Annotated in this window: 20 protein-coding genes; 12 read left to right on the top strand and 8 right to left on the bottom strand. The window is 31.9% G+C overall.

What is annotated here, in order from left to right:
* Window positions 1-198: 198 nt before the first annotated feature.
* The 3 genes from AC3ATN_RS06990 to AC3ATN_RS06980 are packed head-to-tail and all read right to left on the bottom strand — an operon-like array spanning window position 199 to window position 3,478.
* Complete coding sequence (locus AC3ATN_RS06990) at window positions 199-1,065, bottom strand: DMT family transporter (protein WP_487532554.1); 867 nt, start codon at window positions 1,063-1,065, stop codon at window positions 199-201.
* A gap of 26 nt (window positions 1,066-1,091) precedes the next feature.
* Window positions 1,092-2,006, bottom strand: coding sequence for a histone deacetylase family protein (locus tag AC3ATN_RS06985; RefSeq protein WP_487532553.1), 915 nt, complete (start codon window positions 2,004-2,006; stop codon window positions 1,092-1,094).
* Between the two features lie 29 nt (window positions 2,007-2,035).
* Window positions 2,036-3,478, bottom strand: a complete 1,443-nt coding sequence (locus AC3ATN_RS06980; RefSeq protein ID WP_487532552.1) for a hydroxymethylglutaryl-CoA synthase family protein — start codon at window positions 3,476-3,478, stop codon at window positions 2,036-2,038.
* A gap of 195 nt (window positions 3,479-3,673) precedes the next feature.
* Between AC3ATN_RS06980 and AC3ATN_RS06975 the strand changes: the two genes are divergently transcribed.
* Together AC3ATN_RS06975 and AC3ATN_RS06970 are read left to right on the top strand one after the other, a co-directional pair.
* A complete protein-coding gene (locus tag AC3ATN_RS06975; RefSeq protein WP_487532551.1) occupies window positions 3,674-4,594 on the top strand; it encodes an MBL fold metallo-hydrolase in 921 nt (306 codons plus the stop codon).
* Between the two features lie 40 nt (window positions 4,595-4,634).
* Window positions 4,635-6,137 (top strand): M20/M25/M40 family metallo-hydrolase, encoded by a 1,503-nt coding sequence (locus AC3ATN_RS06970; protein WP_487532550.1) that lies wholly within the window; start codon window positions 4,635-4,637, stop codon window positions 6,135-6,137.
* Here the strand turns inward: AC3ATN_RS06970 and AC3ATN_RS06965 are convergent.
* From AC3ATN_RS06965 to AC3ATN_RS06950, 4 genes are read right to left on the bottom strand one after another with little or no spacing between them, the layout of a single operon-like run.
* The gene (locus AC3ATN_RS06965) at window positions 6,132-6,917 is read right to left on the bottom strand and encodes an SDR family oxidoreductase (RefSeq protein WP_487532549.1); all 786 of its coding nucleotides are present in this window, start codon (window positions 6,915-6,917) and stop codon (window positions 6,132-6,134) included. The two genes, AC3ATN_RS06970 and AC3ATN_RS06965, sit on opposite strands and share 6 nt — an antisense overlap.
* 1 nt (window position 6,918) lies before the next feature.
* Window positions 6,919-7,230, bottom strand: a complete 312-nt coding sequence (locus AC3ATN_RS06960; RefSeq protein WP_487532548.1) for a cupin domain-containing protein — start codon at window positions 7,228-7,230, stop codon at window positions 6,919-6,921.
* 9 nt (window positions 7,231-7,239) lie between these two features.
* The gene (locus tag AC3ATN_RS06955) at window positions 7,240-8,820 is read right to left on the bottom strand and encodes an N-acyl-D-amino-acid deacylase family protein (protein ID WP_487532547.1); all 1,581 of its coding nucleotides are present in this window, start codon (window positions 8,818-8,820) and stop codon (window positions 7,240-7,242) included.
* 37 nt (window positions 8,821-8,857) lie between these two features.
* The gene (locus tag AC3ATN_RS06950; protein ID WP_487532546.1) at window positions 8,858-9,397 is read right to left on the bottom strand and encodes a hypothetical protein; all 540 of its coding nucleotides are present in this window, start codon (window positions 9,395-9,397) and stop codon (window positions 8,858-8,860) included.
* Window positions 9,398-9,514: 117 nt separating this feature from the next.
* On the opposite strand from AC3ATN_RS06950, the gene AC3ATN_RS06945 reads away from it, so the two are divergent.
* From AC3ATN_RS06945 to AC3ATN_RS06915, 7 genes are all read left to right on the top strand, one after another.
* Complete coding sequence (locus tag AC3ATN_RS06945) at window positions 9,515-9,685, top strand: hypothetical protein (protein WP_487532545.1); 171 nt, start codon at window positions 9,515-9,517, stop codon at window positions 9,683-9,685.
* A 2-nt stretch (window positions 9,686-9,687) separates the two neighbouring features.
* A complete protein-coding gene (locus AC3ATN_RS06940) occupies window positions 9,688-9,864 on the top strand; it encodes a hypothetical protein (RefSeq protein WP_487532544.1) in 177 nt (58 codons plus the stop codon).
* 29 nt (window positions 9,865-9,893) lie between these two features.
* Entirely contained in the window at window positions 9,894-11,495 is a 1,602-nt protein-coding gene (locus tag AC3ATN_RS06935) for an NADP-dependent glyceraldehyde-3-phosphate dehydrogenase (RefSeq protein WP_487532543.1), read from the top strand.
* Between the two features lie 92 nt (window positions 11,496-11,587).
* Complete coding sequence (gene azu, locus AC3ATN_RS06930) at window positions 11,588-12,061, top strand: azurin (RefSeq protein ID WP_487532542.1); 474 nt, start codon at window positions 11,588-11,590, stop codon at window positions 12,059-12,061.
* 37 nt (window positions 12,062-12,098) lie between these two features.
* The gene (locus tag AC3ATN_RS06925) at window positions 12,099-12,509 is read left to right on the top strand and encodes a S1 RNA-binding domain-containing protein (RefSeq protein WP_487532541.1); all 411 of its coding nucleotides are present in this window, start codon (window positions 12,099-12,101) and stop codon (window positions 12,507-12,509) included.
* Between the two features lie 24 nt (window positions 12,510-12,533).
* Window positions 12,534-12,983: a YqaA family protein gene (locus AC3ATN_RS06920; RefSeq protein ID WP_487532540.1), complete on the top strand. Its 450-nt coding sequence runs from the start codon at window positions 12,534-12,536 to the stop codon at window positions 12,981-12,983.
* 24 nt (window positions 12,984-13,007) lie between these two features.
* On the top strand, window positions 13,008-13,817 hold the full coding sequence (locus AC3ATN_RS06915; RefSeq protein ID WP_487532539.1) for a hypothetical protein: 810 nt from the start codon (window positions 13,008-13,010) through the stop codon (window positions 13,815-13,817).
* Window positions 13,818-13,887: 70 nt separating this feature from the next.
* On the opposite strand, the gene AC3ATN_RS06910 is transcribed toward AC3ATN_RS06915, so the two are convergent.
* On the bottom strand, window positions 13,888-14,115 hold the full coding sequence (locus AC3ATN_RS06910; protein WP_487532538.1) for a hypothetical protein: 228 nt from the start codon (window positions 14,113-14,115) through the stop codon (window positions 13,888-13,890).
* A gap of 125 nt (window positions 14,116-14,240) precedes the next feature.
* Here AC3ATN_RS06910 and AC3ATN_RS06905 point away from each other — a divergent pair, with 125 nt between their 5' ends.
* The 3 genes from AC3ATN_RS06905 to AC3ATN_RS06895 are packed head-to-tail and all read left to right on the top strand — an operon-like array spanning window position 14,241 to window position 20,928.
* Entirely contained in the window at window positions 14,241-16,322 is a 2,082-nt protein-coding gene (locus AC3ATN_RS06905) for a M28 family peptidase (RefSeq protein WP_487532537.1), read from the top strand.
* A 3-nt stretch (window positions 16,323-16,325) separates the two neighbouring features.
* Entirely contained in the window at window positions 16,326-17,753 is a 1,428-nt protein-coding gene (locus tag AC3ATN_RS06900) for an amidohydrolase family protein (RefSeq protein WP_487532536.1), read from the top strand.
* Between the two features lie 34 nt (window positions 17,754-17,787).
* Entirely contained in the window at window positions 17,788-20,928 is a 3,141-nt protein-coding gene (locus AC3ATN_RS06895; RefSeq protein WP_487532535.1) for a WD40/YVTN/BNR-like repeat-containing protein, read from the top strand.
* The last annotated feature ends 3 nt before the right edge of the window (window positions 20,929-20,931 follow it).

Raw genomic sequence — 20,931 nt, 5'->3', positions numbered from 1 at the left:
TATAAAAAACGCAACTAATATAAATTTCAAATCTTCTAATTTTATTGAAGCTATTTCTGTTTATGACAAATCAAAACCATACTTAATCTATTGTAAATCTGGAAACGGAAGTGGAAAAGCTGCAAAAATAATGGATTCGTGGGTTATGTTAAGATATATGATTTAAAGGGAGGTTTTACCATTTGGTAAAACTAACTTTTAACCTTTTTCATTTCTAATTCTTATATTTTCTAAAAGAACTGTTGTTAAAATCAATCCTCCTCCAATAAGACTTTTTGTTTCGGGAATTTCATTCAAGAAAATTACGGCCAATAATACTCCAAAAACAGGTTGAATGCAACTCATTATACTTGCTGAACTAATACTGAAATGGGTGAAGCTTGATAAAAATAAAGTATGTCCAATTGCTGTAGTGATTATCCCTAACAGAATCAAATATGGTATTTGAGATTCGAAATTATCTTGTGGATAGACCCAAAGTGTAGGAAGTAACAGTATTAAAACAACTGCTAATTGGAAAAACATTTGAACTGAGCCATTTGCCATATTCGTATGTTTTTTTAAAATAATATTCCGAAATGAATAGGCAATTGCTGACACAAGACCCATAAGTAATCCTTGAGTCGCTATGTTGTCTATGTCAAATCTCGGTACTAGAAAATATAGTCCTACGATAATTAATATGCCAAAAAAAATATGTTCTTTTTTTAGCTTAGAATTAAAAAATATTGGTTCTAAAAATATAGTTATTACAGGATATGTAAAAACAGAAAGCATACTTATTGCTACATTACTCCATTTAAGTGCAAAAAAATATGTTACCCAGTGAAGTGCCATAAAAAATCCACTAAAAAATAAAGCTTTTCCATGTTTTTTTAATTTTATTTTAAAAGAATATCTTTTAAAAAAACAATAAATCCCTAAACAAAATAAAGCTATAAGCGATCTGTACCAAATCGTGACTGGAGGATTTAAGGATATATACTTCCCCAAAACTCCTGATGTGCTGATTAGAAGAACACCAATATTTAGTGAAGTCAAGTGGTAAAGTTGTGTTTTTTTCAATTTATTTTTTAAAGCTAATTATATGATTATTTCAAATAGACCTCTTTAGCCATCTTGTAAGTATTGAGGTGAGCATCAACTATAATGTTAATATCCTCAGAATAGCCTCCCCCCATACTACACTGAACTGGAATATTTTCTTGTTCACATAATGAAAAAACAAATCTATCTCTTTCTTTACAACCTTCAATACTTAAAGACAGTCTTCCTAGTTTATCCGTTTTAATAACGTCTACTCCAGATAAATAAAATATAAAATCTGGATTAACTTTTTTAATTAAAGACAGTAATGTTTTTTTTAAAACAGTCAAGTATTCGAAATCAGATGTACCATCTTTGAGTCCAATGTCTAAGTCACTTTTTTCTTTTTTAAATGGATAGTTTTTAGCTCCGTGCATCGAGAAGGTAAATACTTGTTTATTTGATTTAAAAATTGAAGCAGTTCCATTTCCCTGATGTACATCCAAATCTATAATCAATATCTTATTTATATTGTTATTTTTTAATAAGTACTTAGCAGCTATTGCTTGATCATTTAAAAGACAAAATCCTTCTCCCTTATTGGAAAAAGAGTGATGTGTACCACCTGCAATATTCATTGATATTTTGTGGCTCAATGCTTTAGTTGCCCCCATAATAGTTCCCCCTGCAATTAAAAACTCTCTATCTATTAATTCCTTTGAAAGTGGAAAGCCAATCCTTCTTATTTCTGATCTACTTAATTTTAAGTTCTTTAATTTTGATACGTATTCCTTGTCATGAACTTCGACAATACTTTCAGTTTTTGGATAATCTGGTAAAAAAAAATCTGTTTCTATTGATATTCCGTTATCCAATAATTTCCTCGGTAGCAGTTCGTATTTTTCCATAGGAAATCTATGCTCTTTTGGAAGGCACAATTTATAGGAGCTGTGATAGGCAATTGGGATGTAGTTATCCATTTTCAAAATTAGTATTAACTAATTTTGAGCTACTTGAACTCATAACCTCTAAGACCCCTTGTAAATTCTCCATTTTGAATTGTTGACAATCTTATTGAAGCATCTGATTTAGAAATTGGATTTGCTAATTTATTTTTGTGAAGATCTTCATATTGGTTAACAGAAATTCCTATTCTACTATCTAGATTTTCAAAAAGTTTTGAAGATTTTAATTTTATTTTCCAATTATTTTCAACTGTACCTTCAAAAATTTTAGCCTTAGAACCACTCCCATAACTAATGAATCCAATTTTATTATTGGATAATTCTATATTATTTTTAAGGGCGTTGTCTAATGTACTAAGTAGGGACATAAAAATAGAAGCTGTATACATGTTTCCTATTTCGGACGATGCCTTTTCTCCGGGCGCAATCCTATCTAATATAAAATCATTGTAGAGTTTTGATTTACTCGCTAATCTTATCCAAGCGTTTTTATCTCCCTGTTTAACTTCTCCAATTTCATCTATAAGTTCATCTAATTTATTATTTTCATCTAGCCAAGATGTCCATTTTTCAACAACCATTCTTCTTCCATGATAAGCATATGGAAGGTGAAATATTAAATGTTTCCATTCCATAAGAATATTTGTATTTTTTTGCTCAATGAAATGATCTAAAGCTTCAAAAATCCTCTCTTGATAGCATTCATTTGAAAATTGACCCTCAAATATTGGTTCTTCTTTATGAACTTCGAAATTATAATTTGATAAAGACCAAAATTCAGAATTATTTTGATTTAAAATTTCTAATGCTTGATCGTTTGAAATTTCTTTTCCAAACAACTTTGCTGTTTCTTTTAAAACTTTTTGCTTGTTGAAAATTCTTCTAGGTTTAAAAAAATCTCCAACACTTTTTGTTGCAACTCCCCAAATATTTGTTATTGACATTATGCTTGGATCTTTTTTTATTAGAAGTGCAACTGCTCCTGCGCCCTGTGTGTATTCGCCCGTAGACTCTAATTCATATTTAGCTAAATCGGAGGCAACGACTATAGCTTTTCTTCCATCTCCATTTAACACCCAATCATTACAATTTTGAAGAGCATCGACTGCTCCTACACAAGCAAAAGTTAAATCAACAACATCACAGTTTTTAAAACATCTAGACCCAAATTTGTTTTCTAAAATTTCTTCCAAAACTCCTATAGCATATGTTGAGGTGGGTTTAGATGCGTCTAAAGCACTTTCAGTTCCCAAATATATGCGTCCGATTTCCCTTGGGTCAATATCATTTTCATTAATCAGATCAAGTAGAGCGTTTGCGGCAAAAGATGCCGTATCTTCATTACAGTCTGGTACAGACATTTTTTTTAAACCGAGGCCCTTGCTGAGTTTTTCATATGAAATATCTCTTTTAATTGCTAATTTTTTCATGTCTACAAAAAGTTTTGGGACGTAAAAAGATATAGCGTCAATACCTGTTTTGTTCATTTCTTTGATTTATAGTACATGACTTAAAAGTGATTTCGCAAACATAGAAATAAAAACAAGTTAATGCAATTCTTATCCCCATATTTAATCTAATTATTATAATTAAATAAAATTTAATTATAAACTCTCTATAATATTTGAAAAAAGTCAATAGAGTGTTAACTTGATTTTAAATCAAAATAACATTTCCTTCTAATGAGGTATTTAATTTTTATATTTTTATTTGCCATCAAGATTAATTCACAGGATAAAATTGAAGAATTTAAGGTAACTATATTATCAACAATGTTATCGGATTCATATATTGGTGAATGGGGATTTTCAGCTTTTGTGGAAATTGATGGGAAAAAAATTCTTTTTGATACTGGATCTCGGCAAAATACCGTGATTCAAAATGCAAGTGAATTAGGTATAGATTTAAGTTCTGTTACCAATGTTTTTCTTAGTCATAACCACAAAGATCACACTGGCGGCTTACCTTCTTTGAAAAGTATGTTTCCAAATTCATTCTCAAAAATTCATACAGGAAAAGGGATTTTTTATCCAAGACCTAACAGTAATAATTCAAAACATTTCTTATTAAAAAATAAAAATTTTATAGAATCTTTTGGTTCAGAATTTATAGAACATGATACCCCAAAACAAATCTTACCTGGTGTATGGACAACTGGTGTTGTGCCTCGCAAATACGATGAAAGAAATTGGAGCGGGAAGGGAAAAGTCACAAATCCTAATGGTATCGATGTTGAGGATATTATTCCAGAAGATCAGTCTTTATTTTTTGATACAAAAAAAGGAATTGTTTTAATTAGTGGTTGTGGGCATGCTGGGCTGGCAAATACTCTTGAACACATTTCAACATTAATTCCAAATAGACCAATTTACAAGATTATTGGGGGTTTTCATTTATTGAAGTTAAGTGCTAAAAAATTAAAGTGGACCTCTGAAAAAATGAAAGAAGCTGGAGTAAAATATTTTGTTGGAGCTCACTGTACTGGCCTAAACTCGACATATAAAATTCGAGAATTTATGGGGCTTTCCCATAATCAAGTATTAGTGGGGTCTGTTGGAACTTATATAGATAAATATGGAATTCATCCTGGCTATATGGAATAATCTCACCTTTTATTATATTAGTATTTTAAAATAATTCATCATGAAAAAACAAATAATAATTTTATTTTTTATTTCATCTTTTTCGTTTTGTCAACTAAAAACAGAGTTGGATGCGATTTCCGATAAATATACATATCAAAGTTTTGATTTATTAAGAGATATACTAAGTATTCCCAATGATGCTTTTTATCCCAACTGGATTGAGAAAAATATCTCATGGTCAGAAAAAGCTTTTTCTAAAAGAGGTTTTTCCACCCAACGAATCAAAACTGAGGGAGCTCCTTTATTGTTAGCGAGCAAAAATTATAAAAGCGGTGCCCAAACAGTTTTAATTTATCTGCAAATGGACGGCCAACCTGTTGATCCAACAAGGTGGAGTCAGAAAGATCCGTATGTTCCAGTTTTAAAAAAACAAAATATAAAAGGAGAGTGGGAGCAGATTGATTGGAGTGAAATTAATAATTATAATCCTGATTGGAGAGTTTTTGCAAGGTCTGCTAGTGATGCAAAAGGACCAGTTGCTATGTTTTTAACTGCTATGGATGCAATTACTGACCTAAATAAATCTCCAAATTATAACATTAAAGTTATTTTAGATTTTGAAGAAGAAATGGGTTCACCAAACTTGCCTGAGTCCGTGAAAAAAAATGCTGATTTGCTAAAGGCAGATCAATTGGTGATTTTTGATGGACCTTTACATCGACTAAATAAGCCAACACTTTCTTTTGGTGCAAGAGGAATCGCCACAATGCAATTAACTACTTATGGTCCAATAGTCCCTCAACATAGCGGTCACTTTGGTAATTATATTCCAAACCCTGCATTTAAACTTTCTAGGATATTAGCTTCAATGAAAAGCGAAGATGGTAAAGTTTTGATACCAGGTTTTTATGATGGTATAGTTTTAAGTGAAAAGGTTAAAGCTATATTAAAAGCCACGCCCCATAATGAGGAGGCGTTGAAAGATATTCTCCAATTTTCAACAACGGATAGAGTCGCCGATAATTATCAAGAATCTATTCAATACCCTTCTTTAAATATACGAGGGATGCAGTCTGGTTGGATAAACGAAAAAGTAAGAACTATCATACCTGCATGGGCAAGAGCAGAAATAGATATTCGTTTAGTCAAAGAATCTGCACCAGAAAAACTGATTAAATTAATACAGTCTCATATTAAAAATCAAGGGTACTTAATCTTGGATAGGGAACCGACAAAAGAAGAGAGAATTAAGCATCCAAATATTGCCACAATAACAACTGAGATTTCTTACCAATCTTTCAGAACAAGTATGGAATCAAAAATAGGGAATTGGCTTCAAAAAGCACTTATCAAAGCATTTGACCAAGAACCTATACGAATTCGAATGAGTGGAGGTTCCATCCCTATTTCACCTTTTGTAAATTCTCTTGGGGTTCCTGCAGTTACTGTCCCAACAGTTAATAGAGATAACAATCAACATAGCCCCAATGAAAATTTGAGATTAGGGAATTATCGTGATGGTATTAAAACAATTTTATCCATTTTAATGGAGCCTTTATAAAGATTTTAATAATCCTCCATCAATTGGTATTGTGGTTCCATTAATATATGCGGCTTTATTTGATGCTAAAAAAGACACGAGATATGCATATTCTTCAGTTCTTCCGAGACGTTTAACTGGGACCATTTCCTTCATTGCAGAAAGAACTTGAGATTCTGAAATATTTAAACTTTTTGCTTTAGCCGCGTTTAATTGTGCTATTCTTTCAGTATCAAAATATCCTGTCAAAATACTATTAACTGTTATTCCATATTGAGCAATATCAAAAGAAAGACTTTTACCCCAGGTAACTACAGCTGAACGAATGGTGTTAGATAATACTAAATAATTTAACGGCTCACGAACTGAAATTGAAGCAATATTAATAATTCTTCCCCATCCTTGAGCTTTCATGTTTGATAAAGCTAATGAAGTTGTATAAACAATATTTTTAAATAACAGATCAAAGGTGTTTTGATAATCTTCTATTGATTTCGATAAGGAGTTTCCTGATGGAGGTCCCTGAGTATTATTTATAAGTATATCGATTTTATTTTGATCAAAAAAATTGTCGATTTTTATTTTAAAACTATTGAAGTCTGAAAAATCTACTTCCAAAAAATGATGAATTTGTTCTTGATCTGTAGGAAGATCATCGATGATTTCTTTCATTTTTGACTTATCTCTAGCCATTAGACAAACAGAAGCTCCTGACTCAGCTAATTGTTTCGCTATTGCTAACCCTATTCCTTTTGAGCTCCCACCTATTAATGCTTTTTTTCCTTTTAGTGATATTTCCATTTTAACAATATTCTTCTCTTACTGGACTAAAAACATCCATTAATTTACATTTCGTTAAGGCTCTGCCTGAGTGAGGGATATTCGAATGGATAACGATAACTGAACCTGGTAAATGAATTGATGTTTTACCTTTTAAGGTAAATTCAAACTTACCTTCTAAAACATGCATTATTTGCTCATGAAAATGGTTGTGTTCTGGAACTATAGCTCCTTTTTCAACATCCCAAAATGCCCAACTTATGTTATTCCCATGAATAAACTTACCATGCAGTCCTGGAAGAATTTCTTTCGAATTAATCTCGTTTAAATACATTTTTTTTTATTAATTGTTATATCTCAAAACCTCTCCTGCCTTAATGCTAGTAAATTTTTTATTGTCAATGGCTAATTTTCCGTTGACCATCACATAATAGATTCCTTCAGGATACTGATGTGGCTTTTCAAAGGTTGCTTTATCAATAATTCTATCCGAATTAAAAATTGTAATATCAGCTTTCATCCCTTCTTTTAACATACCTCTATCCTTCAAACCTATTGTTTTGGCTGGAAGAGAAGTCATTTTATAAATAGCCTCCGATAAACTAAGTGTGCCTTTTTCTCTAACATAATAACCAAGAACTCTAGGGAAAGTTCCATACCACCTTGGGTGGGGGTGACCATCTCCAAGCTTTACAAGCCTTCCGTCAGAAGCAATCATGGTTAGTGGATGTTTCATGATATTTTCAACATCCTTATTATCCATGGCAAAAAACACACACGATGCACCGCCATTAAGCTGCGCTTCAATAACTAATTCTGCACCATTTTCAATTGTTGGTTTTAATCCCTTAATTTCAGCCCAATATTTTAAAGTCTTTCCTTCAAGCTCAGGCATCCACTTTACTTTTGCAAATTGAACACGATCTAAATCATTTCCTCCTCTATCATTTAAAATATTAAAAACTATTCCTTTTTTGATACTATCCCTAAGTGATGGATTTTTAGTTCGCTTCAAAAATTCTTTATTCCCTCCTGCTCGTGCCCAACTAGGAATCAAAACAGATATTCCAGTATAGCTTGCCTCATATGGGTATTGATCCATAAAGATCTTTAAACCTGCCACCCTTGCAGAGTCAACTAAAGCAAGAGTTTGGTAGCTTTTTCCCCACATGGGTTTCCCAATAACTTTGTGATGCGTTAATATCACGGGAATATCTGCGTGCTTGGATATATTAATTGCTTCTTTTACAGAAGCTATGACTTCTAGACCCTCATCTCTTAAATGAGATGTGTAAATTCCTCCCTTTTTAGAAGCCTCTTTCGATAAAGTAATAATCTCTTCTATTTCTGAGAAATTTCCCGGTAAATATTTCAGACCAGTTGAAATTCCAAATGCACCTTCATCCATTGCGGTAGATATTTGTGATTGCATCATAATTATTTCGTCATCTGAAGGAGCTCTATTATCTAATGACATTACATTTTTTCTAACTGTATTGTGTCCAATTAAGTACCCAACATTCATTCCTATCCCTATGTGATTTAATGTATCCAAAAATTTTCCAAGTGGCCATGGGCTGGATCCGTCAGGACCTCCTAGACTTGTTGTGACTCCTTGCTTCAAATGACTTTCACAGTTTGACAGCTTTAAAATAGGATCTAGATGTGCGTGAACATCAATAAAACCTGGGGAAACAACTAAGCCTTTCGCATTAATAATTTGCTTAGCATTAGAACTACTTAGGTCTCCTATTTTAACAATATTAGAATCAATAATACCTATGTCTGTAATATTAGAGTCCGAACCAGAACCATCGTATACTTCCCCTTGAGATATGATAGTGTCATAGTTAGTGTTTGATGCGCAACTAAAAATAAATAAAACTATAATTAGTATATGGGATTTAATTATTAATTTTTTCATTCTTAAATTTACAAAACTTATTAGGTGAGTGGATAAATCAGTAGCTAATTTTTTTGAAATTTTTGAATAAAAAATTAACTATCCAATACCTCGAAAACCACAAATGTTTTCCAAACATATTTTTAGCAACGGGAGTTTTTTTATCTAAATACCAGTCTATTCCATTTAATACGGATTTTAAGTATTTTTTCATCATTGGTCTAATTATTATAAAAAATAGAGGCTGATAAATCAATTTTGGCATGTAATCGAACAAATACGGATGAACTGTAATAGTCAAATGTGCTCTGTTATTATTTGATTCTATTACCCAGTCAACTTTAGATTTTTTTCCAAATGATTCTCCTATCAATAATGAAAATCCCTTATTTTTATTCCAACTAATAAACTCTCTTTCATATCTAAGACCATTTAAATAAACCAAAACATCTTCGTGGTTTTTATTATTCCAAACTAAAGTTTCATTTTTTTTACAAAATGGATGAACTAAATTCAAGTGACCTGGAGAAGAGATTAACTCCCATAAGTTATCAACAGTTGAATTCATTTCTTTACTAAAGCCTACAGGTAATCTCATAAATAATTTTTGATAGGGCAATGAAAACGGCCTTCTTTGTTAATGATTAAAAAATTAAATATAATATTTAATCATTATAATTATTAACTTGAGGGCGAAAAATAATATTATTTACCTATGTTTAAAAAGTCTGATTATCTATTATTAGGTGCTGCATTTTTTAGTTTTTGTTTATCTGTTGGATTATGGTTTTCGGGACAACAAGACGAAGGAATGTATGTTGGGATTTGGGTTCCATCAATTCTTGCTGCTGGAGGTTACTTTAAACAAGTTTTAAATCAAAAATAGATATGGGTATTGCTTTAATTTTTTTTATTGGTTTTTTAGTTTTTGGAGCTGTAATTTCATCATTTATTATGGCCTTTTCCGAAAATAGACCAAGAAGAGATTATAAAGAACAAGTTGATTCGATAGACTACGATGGTGGAGGTAATTGGGGTAGAATTCCTCCAAGTAAAAAAAAATAAGTTAAAATTTTAATCAATTAAATCTAGTTATGAGTATTTCATCGATTACAGAAATTCCTGAAGAGTTTCAAATAAGTCCAATTAGCTGTGATAGTTACCTTATAAATGGAAAGCTAAAAAAGTGGAAGGGTGATAAAACAAGTGTCTATTCAACGATTCAAACTCCCAATAAAGATGGAACTTTAAAACCTACATTACTTGGGTCTATTCCCGATATGGGAACTGAAAGTGCTATTGAAGCCTTAAAATCAGCTGAGGAAGCCTACGGAAGAGGCAAGGGATTGTGGCCTACAATGAAAGTAGCTGAGCGATTAAAGTGCATGGAGATTTTTGTAAAAAAAATGAAAGAACATCGCGAAATTGTTGTCAAACTTTTAATGTGGGAAATTTGTAAAAATAAAGATGATTCATACAAGGAATTTGACAGAACCGTTGATTACATAAATGATACAATTGAGGCGTACAAAAATTTAGATCGCAAAAGTGCTCGTTTTGATAAAGAAGGGGGAGTTTATGCTCATATCAGAAGAAGTCCGCTTGGAGTAATTTTGTGTTTAGGACCCTACAATTACCCATTAAATGAAACATTTTGCCTGTTAATCCCAGCAATTATAATGGGAAATACCGCAATTTTTAAGCCTGCTAAACATGGGGTACTTTTAATTTATCCTCTACTTCAGGCATTTCAGGAAAGTTTCCCTCCAGGAGTTGTAAATATTTTATTTGGAAGAGGTAGAAAAATCGCTACTCCTATAATGAAAACTGGAGTCATAGATGTTTTAGCCTTAATTGGTCACAGTAATTCTGCTGTTGCCTTACAAGACGAACATCCTAAAAAAAATAAATTAAGATTGGTTTTAGGTCTTGAAGCAAAAAATCCAGGAATAATACTTCCTGATGCTGATCTAGAACATACAATAAAAGAGTGTGTTTCAGGGACCCTTTCTTTTAACGGTCAAAGATGTACTGCTTTAAAAGTTTTATATGTTCATGAATCTATAGTAGATGAATTTAATAGAAGATTTTCTGAAGAAGTTGATAAATTAAAGTTTGGAATGCCGTGGGAAAAAGATGCGTTTTTAACTCCACTTCCTGAACCAAATAAGCCAAATTATATAAAAGACCTAATTGATGATGCAGTTAAAAATGGAGCAAAAGTAATTAATAAAAAGGGGGGCGAATTAACTGTAAACTATTCATTTCCTGCTATTTTATACCCTGTAAATGACTCAATGAAAGTGTATCACGAAGAGCAATTTGGACCGGTAATACCAATTATAGCTTACAAAGATATTGACGAACCTCTAGATGCTATGGCTGATACTGATTATGGACAACAGGTTAGTTTATTTGGTCGTGATGTTAGAAAAATTGGTCCATTAATTGATACTCTTGCGAATCTAGTATGCAGAGTTAATCTAAATTCTGCATGCCAAAGAGGTCCCGATGTTTATCCGTTTACTGGAAGAAAAAATTCTGCTGTAAGTACCCTAAGTGTTTATGATGCTCTTCGTTCTTTTTCTATACGGTCATTTGTTGCCTCAAAAGACACACCTTATAACAACGAAATTCTTGAAAATTTATTAAATTCTAACGAGTCCAACTTTGTAACTACGGAATACTTATTGTAGAAATAAATTTGATTTTTAGGTTTTATTCTTTCAAATGTTATTAAAGTGTTTCATTAGAACTTACCTTTGTAGAGTAATTTTAATCAAGTAAAATGAAAAAAATATACTTCTTAACTTTTATTTTATTTATTGGATGTTCAAATAATCCAAAAAATGAAAAAAAAGAAGTTTCAGAAAATCAAACTAAAACTCCAAAAGAAATATCAATAGAGTTGTTGTCTAGCGATAATATGCTTTTTGATAAAAAATTTATTTATGTAAATTCTAGGCAGAAAATCACTCTTACGCTCAGTCATACTGGGAAGATGGATAAGAAAATAATGGGTCATAATTTTGTTTTACTTAAGAAAGGTGTCGATGTAACAGAGTATGCTAACAGAGCAATGAGGGCAAGAGATAATGAATATATTGCTGATGGAGATGATGCAATTGCATATACAAAACTTATAGGTGGAGGGGAAAGCGATACCATAATTTTTGATGCTCCATTGAAAGGTTCATATACTTATATATGTTCTTTTCCCGGTCACTACGGTGTTATGAAAGGGGTGCTAGTAGTTAAATAGTTCCTTTCCAAATGGTTTTAATTTTTTATTTCTACATATGGAATTCAAAGAAGGCGATAGTGTTAAATTAATTGTTGGAAGACAAACCAATCTTGGTTTTGTTGTTGAGATAAATGAAACTACTGAGGGGTTATTGTATAATAACGAAATTTTTATACCAATCGAAACTGGTATGGCGACAAGTGGATATGTTAAAAAGATTCGTGAGGATGGTAAACTTGATATTTCACTTAATAAACAGGGCTTTTTGAATGTTATTGAAAAGAATTGTACAGATATTCTAAACAAACTTCAACAAAAAAATATACTTCTTTTAAATGATAAAAGTAGTCCTGAGGATATAACTGCACAACTAAACATGAGTAAAAAAGCTTTTAAAAAAGCAATTGGAGTTCTGTACAAGAAGAAAAAAATTAAAATAAATTCTGAATCAATCAGTCTAATTTAAAACAACTAATTATAACTTTAAATAATGGAGTCATTTGCCGAGTGGGGCTACTTAGGCCTCTTTCTTGCCAGTTTCTTTGCGGCAACTATTATTCCCTTCAGTTCAGAAATTGTTTTAAGTATTTTACTTGCTAACAACTATGATCTGTCACTTAGTTTATTTGTTGCTTCATTTGGAAGCTGGCTAGGAGGTATAAGTAGTTACGGAATAGGAAGACTTGGTAAATGGGAAATACTTGACAAGTATTTTAGAATAAAAAAAGAAAAAATACTCACTTGGAAAAGTTATGTAGATAGCTGGAAAAGTGCTTTAGCTTTTTTTTGTTGGCTTCCAATATTTGGAGATCCAATTGCTGTAAGTTTGGGTTTTTTTAGAATAAATTTCATGCTTGTAAGTATATGGATGTTTGTAGGGAAAACATTCAGATATATAATTTGGGCTTTAATAACCTTCTGGGGTATTTCATTGTTTTGAAAGTTAATTTTGTAAATTAAGTTAATGAAAAAGGAATTTCTTCTGCTAATATTTTTTATTATCTCGTGTTCTAACAATGAGTCTACAAATAGCATTTTACCTGGAGATGATCCTAATTTTAAAATAATACAGAATAGTGATTCTGGCTTTGAAGCTGCTAACAGGAAAGTAGATGTTTTTGGAATTTACATATATGCATATCCAGAAGTTGAAGATAACAAACTGCTTCATGCTGCAAATATTATGGCTCAATATCTTGATAATGATGAAGATGGTAATATTGATAATCCAATTCTAGTATCAGCTTTGAAATCAAACAAAGCTTCTTTATTTATGTGGAAATATGAATCTCAGATTAATATTAATGCACAGGATCTAGGGGCAGATGAGACTATACCTATGTGGCATGAAAATGGACAAAATGGAAGATTTGATGCTGCACTAGAAGAGATATGGCATGTTATTACATCTTCTGGTTATGCATATGGATATCCAGAAATTTTTGGTGAAAACAATAATAGCTCAATAGCAAAAGCAATGGATATTGCAAGAGGTGGAGTTTTTAAAACTGTCCCAAAACTTTACCCTCCTAGTGCCTGGTATACCTATGATGACGAAACTTGTGAATATGAATGTATGGTAACAGAATATTTTTATTGGGGAATGACTTCCGTTTTGGGGGCTCAAAAAAAAAGATCAAAAGAAATATCTCAAGAATGGGACTTATACACTAAAGATTTATTTAAAAACAGAGATACGGTGCTATTCTCTTTATTAACTAATTCAGAATATAAGTTTCCAAAATTTCTACCAGACGGAACCTACCTCAGATAATTTATTTTAGTTCAATGTATTGTAATAGGTAAATGTCGTCAGTATTTTTAACCAGCTATTAATATAGTTTTTATAGAGTTTTGTTTACGAATTCTGTTCCTTCGTTTAAAGCATCCTTTATGGCTTCTTTATAAATCTTGATCCATTCTTTAGAAGCATAGTCTTTACTTTCTTCATTATACGCTTTCATTGAAACTTCTATAGCGTCATATTCTTCATCAATATGTTTATTGATTAGTTCAATTAGATCCTTGATGAACAACTGTTTTCTGGTATTATAATATTCTTTACTACTCATGAAATAAATATACAAAAAGTGGTCATTAAAATAAATTTCTTATAAAGCATTAAACTCATCAATAACCCAAGATATTTATAAGAACTAAAAAAAACATATATTTAATATTACTTTTTATGGAGCCAATGAAAAATTCTATTTACATAATTCTTGTGGTTTTTTGTTTCGGGCACAACTGTTTAGTGGCCCAATCTCAAAAATCCATTGAAAACAGTGAGTCTGAAAAATATTTTTTATCAAATGTTGATGAGAATAGATTCGAGGTTCACCTCAAAAAATTAACTGAGCGTCCACATGTGGCAGGTAGTGTTGAAAACGAAGTTGTGAGAGACTACATGTCAAAAATTATGGAAGATGCAGGGTTTGAAGTCACACAATATCCATATGACATATATCTTTCGAATAAACCTGGCACATCAGAACTCTCAATTGTTAAGCCAAAAAGAATGCAGTTAAATCAACAAGAGGATGTTCTTGATGAAGATCCTTTTTCATCTGACCCACTTTTATGGAAAGGGTGGAATGCTTATTCTGGAAATGGGGATGTAACTGCCAATGTGGTATATGTTAATTATGGAAGAAAGGAAGACTTTCAAATGTTGAAAAAGCTAGGAATTTCAGTTGAAGGTAAAATTGTGATAGCTCGTTATGGAGGAAATTTTAGAGGTTTTAAAGCTAAATTTGCCGAAGCTAATGGAGCTTCAGGATTAATAATTTATACTGATCCCAAGGATAGCGGCTATGCAAAAGGTCTGGTTTATCCTGAAGGTCCTTATTATAATTCTTCAACTATACAAAGAGGGTCACTTCTAACAGAGGACTTTACAGGAGATCCATTGACTCCTTTTGAACCTGCTCTACCTTTGGACGGAAAAATAAAAATTAAGCGTCTAGACCCTAAAGAAACTAAAATACATACTATCCCTGTCACTCCAATTGGATATGGTGAAGCTCAAAAAATATTAGGACAGATGTCAGGAGCTCCAGTCCCTATATCATGGCAAGGTGGACTTCCATTCACATATAGAGTTGAAGGTGGAAAAAACCTAGTTGTAAATTTAAAAGTAAATCAGCCAAAAAATATTGTTCGCGTATACAATGTAGTTGGTAAATTAAAAGGTTCAACTTTTCCAGACGAATGGATTATTTTAGGTTGTCATTATGATGCCTGGGGGTTTGGCGCAACTGATCCAAATAGTGGGACAGCAATGCTTTTAAGTCTAAGTGAAACTTTAGGAAAGATGAGTAAGGCCGGTTATCGACCAAAACGATCTATTTTGATTGGACACTGGGACGCTGAAGAACACGGAGTTATCGGTTCTACCGAATGGGTAGAACAAATGCAGAAAACTCTAAATTCCAATGCAATAGCTTATATGAATTTTGACGGAGGTGTATCTGGTAAAAATTTTGGCACATCTTCAGCCCCATCACTAAAAAAAATAGCTATTGATGCTTCAAAGAAAATTAATCATCCTTATGAGAAAAAATCTCTCTACGATGCATGGAACAAATCTGGCGCTAAAGAGCCCCCAATTGGAAATCTTGGCGGTGGATCTGATCATATAGCTTTTTATATGCATGCTGGTATACCCTCTATAAGTGGAGGTGTGGGAGGTACAAACCTATATCATTCTAATTATGATGATTTTGAGTTTTATAAAAGATTTGTTGACCCTGAATTTAAGATGGGTGCAATGATTGAAAAGTGGTCTGGTTTAATGGCGCTAAAATTAAGTAATTCTGAAATAATTCCGTACGATTTAAATCGTTATCCGGAAGATCTAAAAATACATTTTTCTGCTGCCGAAATAAAAATTAAAGATTTTGATCCTGATTTTTCAGGTTTTAAATTATCAAAAAATAGTATAAATAATCTCAGCAAAGTTTCAAAAGCTTGGGACAAAAACGTTAAATATATTGATCAATTAAGAAAGAAAGACTTGAAAAAAATCAATCAACAATTGATTGGACTTGAAAAAAGCTTTATTGATGAAAAAGGAATGTATTTTGGATCCTGGTACAGGTCGTTATATGCTGGAACAGATCCTTTTAGCGGCTACGCATCTTGGATTCTTCCAGGAATAGAATATGAAATAGCTCTAAAGCGATTGGATAAATTAAACGAATGGGATGTCCGATATTCTAAAGCGATTGATGATTTGGCAACTAAAATAATTAGATTAAATGAATCCATTAAAAATTAAAATATGAAAAAATTAATACTTCTTTGTCTGTTTTTATCTTCATGTAACCAAAATGAGGAGTACTTTGATGGTGCCTATTGTATCGAAAATATAAATATTATAGATGCAAAACAGGGTCTAAAAGAAAATATGACAATTATTATTTCAGAAAATGAAATAATCAAAATAAGAAAGACATCTGATTTAAATCTTTCTAGTAAAAATAATGTGTTGGATGGATCTGGTAAGTTTTTAATTCCAGGTTTGTGGGATTCACATGTTCATTTTGCATTCGAAGAAGAATTAGCGAGTTCTATGTTTAATCTTTTTATGGCACACGGAATAACTAGTGTTAGAGACACAGGGGGTGAAATAAATTTTTTAAAAAAATGGAAAAGTAAATCTAAAAGTGATCCAAATATTTATCCAAGAGTTAAAATTGCTGGTCCTTTAATCGATGGAAAATATAATGTTTATAATGGAAATAGTGTTTATTTCCCTCCTCTATCGGTAAGAACTGCTTCTGTTCAAGAAACCGAGATACAAGTAAAAGAATTAATTAAAAACGGAGTAGATTTCCTAAAAGCTTACGAAATGCTAAGTCCGGAACAATTTGAAGTAATTACCAGAATTGCTAAAGAAAATAAATTAAAAGTTACGGGTCACATTCCTTTGAGTATGGATGTTATATCAGCATCAAATAGTGGGTTGAATAGTATTGAACACCTAAGAAATATTGAAATGTCATCTACTTCAAATACTGAAGAACTTCTTGAGTTAAGAAGAAATGCTTTAAAAAATAAAGACGGCATTTTGGGTAGCTCACTCAGAACAAGTCTTCATTCTTCACAGAGAATGAGCTCTATTAGAAACATAGATAGTGTTCAATTAAAAAAAGTTTTAGATGTATTAGCCAAAAATGATACATGGCAAATTCCGACACTAATTTTATATTCAGGCTGGGCTTACAAATTATATGAAAATTTAGAATGGAAAAATTCCTTTGAGTTTTTACCTGTTAAAATTAAGGATAAATGGAATAGTCAAATTGATCTTATTGATTCTCGAAGTAATTCTGAAAGAAAAGATTTCGCTGATTGGGGTTCCTCAATGACTGGACTTATGAATCAAATGGGTATTAATTTTATGGCAGGAACAGATACTCCAATTGGATTTCAAACTCCAGGATATAGTCTTCACAATGAATTAGAAATGCTTGTTAAAAGTGGATTCACTCCCTTGGAAGCAATTGAATCTGCAACTTATAACCCGGCACTTTATTTTAATATGGAAGATCAGCTCGGACTAATTAAAGAAGGTTATGTAGCAGATTTAATAATCTTATCAAAAAATCCTTTGGATAATATTTCAAATACAAAGAAGATTGAAACTGTAATTAAAAATGGTAATTTAATGAATAGAGGGTTTCTAGATTCTTTGTTAGAAAATTAAAAAAAATAAAACATTAATCATAAGCATTTTCAAAATGAAAAAATTATTTGTAACCGTCTTTGCACTTTTATTTGTTTTCACCAATGCTAATTCCCAAAAAAAAAGAGGAAAAAGCAAAAAATCTAAAACAGAACAAATAAATTATAATAATATAAAATGGAGGAATATTGGCCCATTTAGAGGTGGCAGAAGCGTCACTTCTTCAGGAGTATTAGGGCATCCAAATATTTTCTATATGGGAACTACTGGTGGTGGAGTATGGAAAACAGAAGATTATGGATCGAATTGGAAAAATATTTCTGATGGGTTTCTCGATACTGGAACGGTAGGGAGTATTTCTGTGTCAGAAAGTGATCCTAACATGATAGTTGTTGGTATGGGAGAGCATGCTGCAAGAGGAGTGATGACATCTATGGGAGATGGTATATACATTTCTCTGGATGCAGGAAAAACATGGGTGAATAAAGGTTTGAAAAGTTCGCGACATATTTCTGATGTTTTAGTCCATCCAAAAAATCCAAACATTGTATACGTTTCAGTTCAAGGGGCTCAGTATGGAAAATCTAAAGATCGTGGGATTTATAAAACACTTGATGGAGGTGTAACGTGGAAAAATATTTTATTTTTAAACGATTCTACAGGAGCTTCTTCCATTAGTATGGATATGAATAATCCCAGAATTTTATATGCTTCAATGTGGGATCACCAAAGAAAGTCTTGGCAAATGATTTCTGGAGGACCTAACTCTGGAATATATAAATCAACTGATGGAGGTGAAAACTGGATTAATTTGTCTCAAGGCCTACCTAAAAAAATTGGTAAATCTGGTGTTTCAGTCTCAAGGGCCAATTCTAGTATAGTATATGCAAATATCGAAGCTGAAGGAGAAAAGGGGGGGGTTTATAGGTCCGATAACGGCGGAGAAAAATGGGTTCAGGTTAACAAGGATAGAATTACCGTTGCGAGATCTTGGTACTATATGGAAATTTTTGCTGATCCAATAAATGAAAATATTGTTTATGTTATGAATGCTCCAGCCCTTAAATCAATTGATGGAGGTAAAACATTTAAAAATATGAATACTCCTCACGGAGACAATCATCATCTTTGGATAAACCCCAAAAATAATCAGATAATGATTAATTCAAATGATGGAGGGGCTAACGTTTCTCTTAACGGGGGCAAGAGTTGGAGCACGCAACAAAATCAACCCACTGCTCAATTTTATAGGGTAATTGCTGACAATCAAGTTCCTTACCATGTATATGGTGGGCAGCAGGATAATTCAGCTATAGGTATCAAAAGTAGAACTAATGATGGTGGAATAGATTGGAAGGACTGGTATTCTGTTGCAGGGTGTGAAAGTGCATTTTTAGCATTTGAATCAAATGATCCTCAGTTAATCTTTGGAGGATGTTATCAGGGAATAATTGAAAGGTGGGACAGAGCTTCATCTGAATCAAAATCGATTAAGGAATATCCAGAATTATCATTAGGAAACGCTCCAAACACCTTTAAATATAGATATAACTGGAATGCTCCAATAATATCTTCTTCACATAAAGAAAATATATATTATCATGCAGGAAATGTGGTTTTTAAAACATCTGATTCTGGTAAAACCTGGGAGGTGATTAGTCCTGATCTTACAAGAAATGATAAATCTAAACAAATTGCAGGAGGTGCTCCATTTACTAATGAAGCAGCTGGTGGAGAAAATTATAATACAATATCAAGTTTGTCAATTTCACCTCACAATGAAAAAGAAATTTGGTCTGGAAGTGATGATGGTTTAATCTATATAACTCAAAACGAAGGGAAAACCTGGAGAAATATTACACCGAAAGGTCTTCCTGAGGGAATAATTAATAGCATTGAATTGTCTCCTCATTATCCTGGAAAGGCTTATATAGTTATGATGAGGTATAAATTTATGGATTTAGAGTCTTACATATATAAAACATCTGATTATGGGGAATCATGGCAAAAAATTACCAGCGGAATTTCCTCTGATCCAAACTTTACCAGAGTAGTACGTTCAGATAAAAAAATTAAAGATTTACTGTATGCTGGAACTGAAACAGGATTGTATATTTCAAAAAACGATGGTTTGAGTTGGAATCAAGTTCAATTAAACCTTCCAGTTGTCCCCATCAATGATTTATATATTCAAGATAATGATTTAATTGCAGCTACAGCAGGAAGATCTTTTTGGATTTTGGATGATTTAGCAGCTTTTCAACAGAAAATTGAATTTGAAAAATTAAAAATTCTAAAACCTAAACCAAGCTACAGAATTCTTGGGGGGAATTCAAGAAGACCTAGTTCAACTATTGGAAAAAATCCACTTAAAGGAGTTATACTTGATTATTATCTGCCACAAACTCTTGATACAGTTGTTCTTAGACTAGATATTTTAAAGGATAATGAAGTTATAAGATCTTATGATAATCAAAAAGATAAAAATATTAAATCTTGGCCTGGAGGTCCTGCAAATAAGGCCTTCCTTAAATCTAAAAAAGGTTATAATAGATTTAATTGGGACCTCAGAAGATCTAGTCTCCCTGCTATAGAAAATATTTTTGTATATGGAGATTATAAGGGGGGGGTTGTTCCCCCAGGAAATTACTCTGCAAGAATTAGCTATAATAATATGGTGGATGAAACAGAGTTAGTTGTTTTGGCTGATCCAAGAATTAACACTTCTGAAGAGAGTTATTTTAATCAAGAAAGAATATTAATTTCAATTGAAAAATCAATAAGTTCAATTCATAATTCTGTTAATAAAATGAGAAAAGTCCAAGATCAATTGGATCAATATTCGAGAAGTTTAAACTCCAATACGAAATACGAAGTCTTGAATAAATTAGGCGACAAAATTTTAACAAAACTAGATGTATGGGAGCGAAAATTGATTCAGCCAGATCAAAAAACATTTCAAGATGTAATAAATTTTAATAATCAACTAAATGCCCAGTTTATGCATTTAAAGAGTTATGTAGATAGTGCAGACCCTGAAGTTACTGTCGGGGCAATTGTAAGACTCAATGATTTAAAAAAAATATGGTCTAATTTGGAAGATGAGTTGAATGAAATCATTAATTCAGATATGAAAAAGTTTAATGAATTGTATAAAAATATGGATGTTCCTTCGTTAGTTATTCCGATAAATTAAATA

The sequence above is a fragment of the Candidatus Marivariicella sp. genome, from assembly GCF_983056325.1.
Note: the sequence above shows the minus strand (reverse complement) of the source record. Positions and strands in the feature narration are given on the sequence as shown.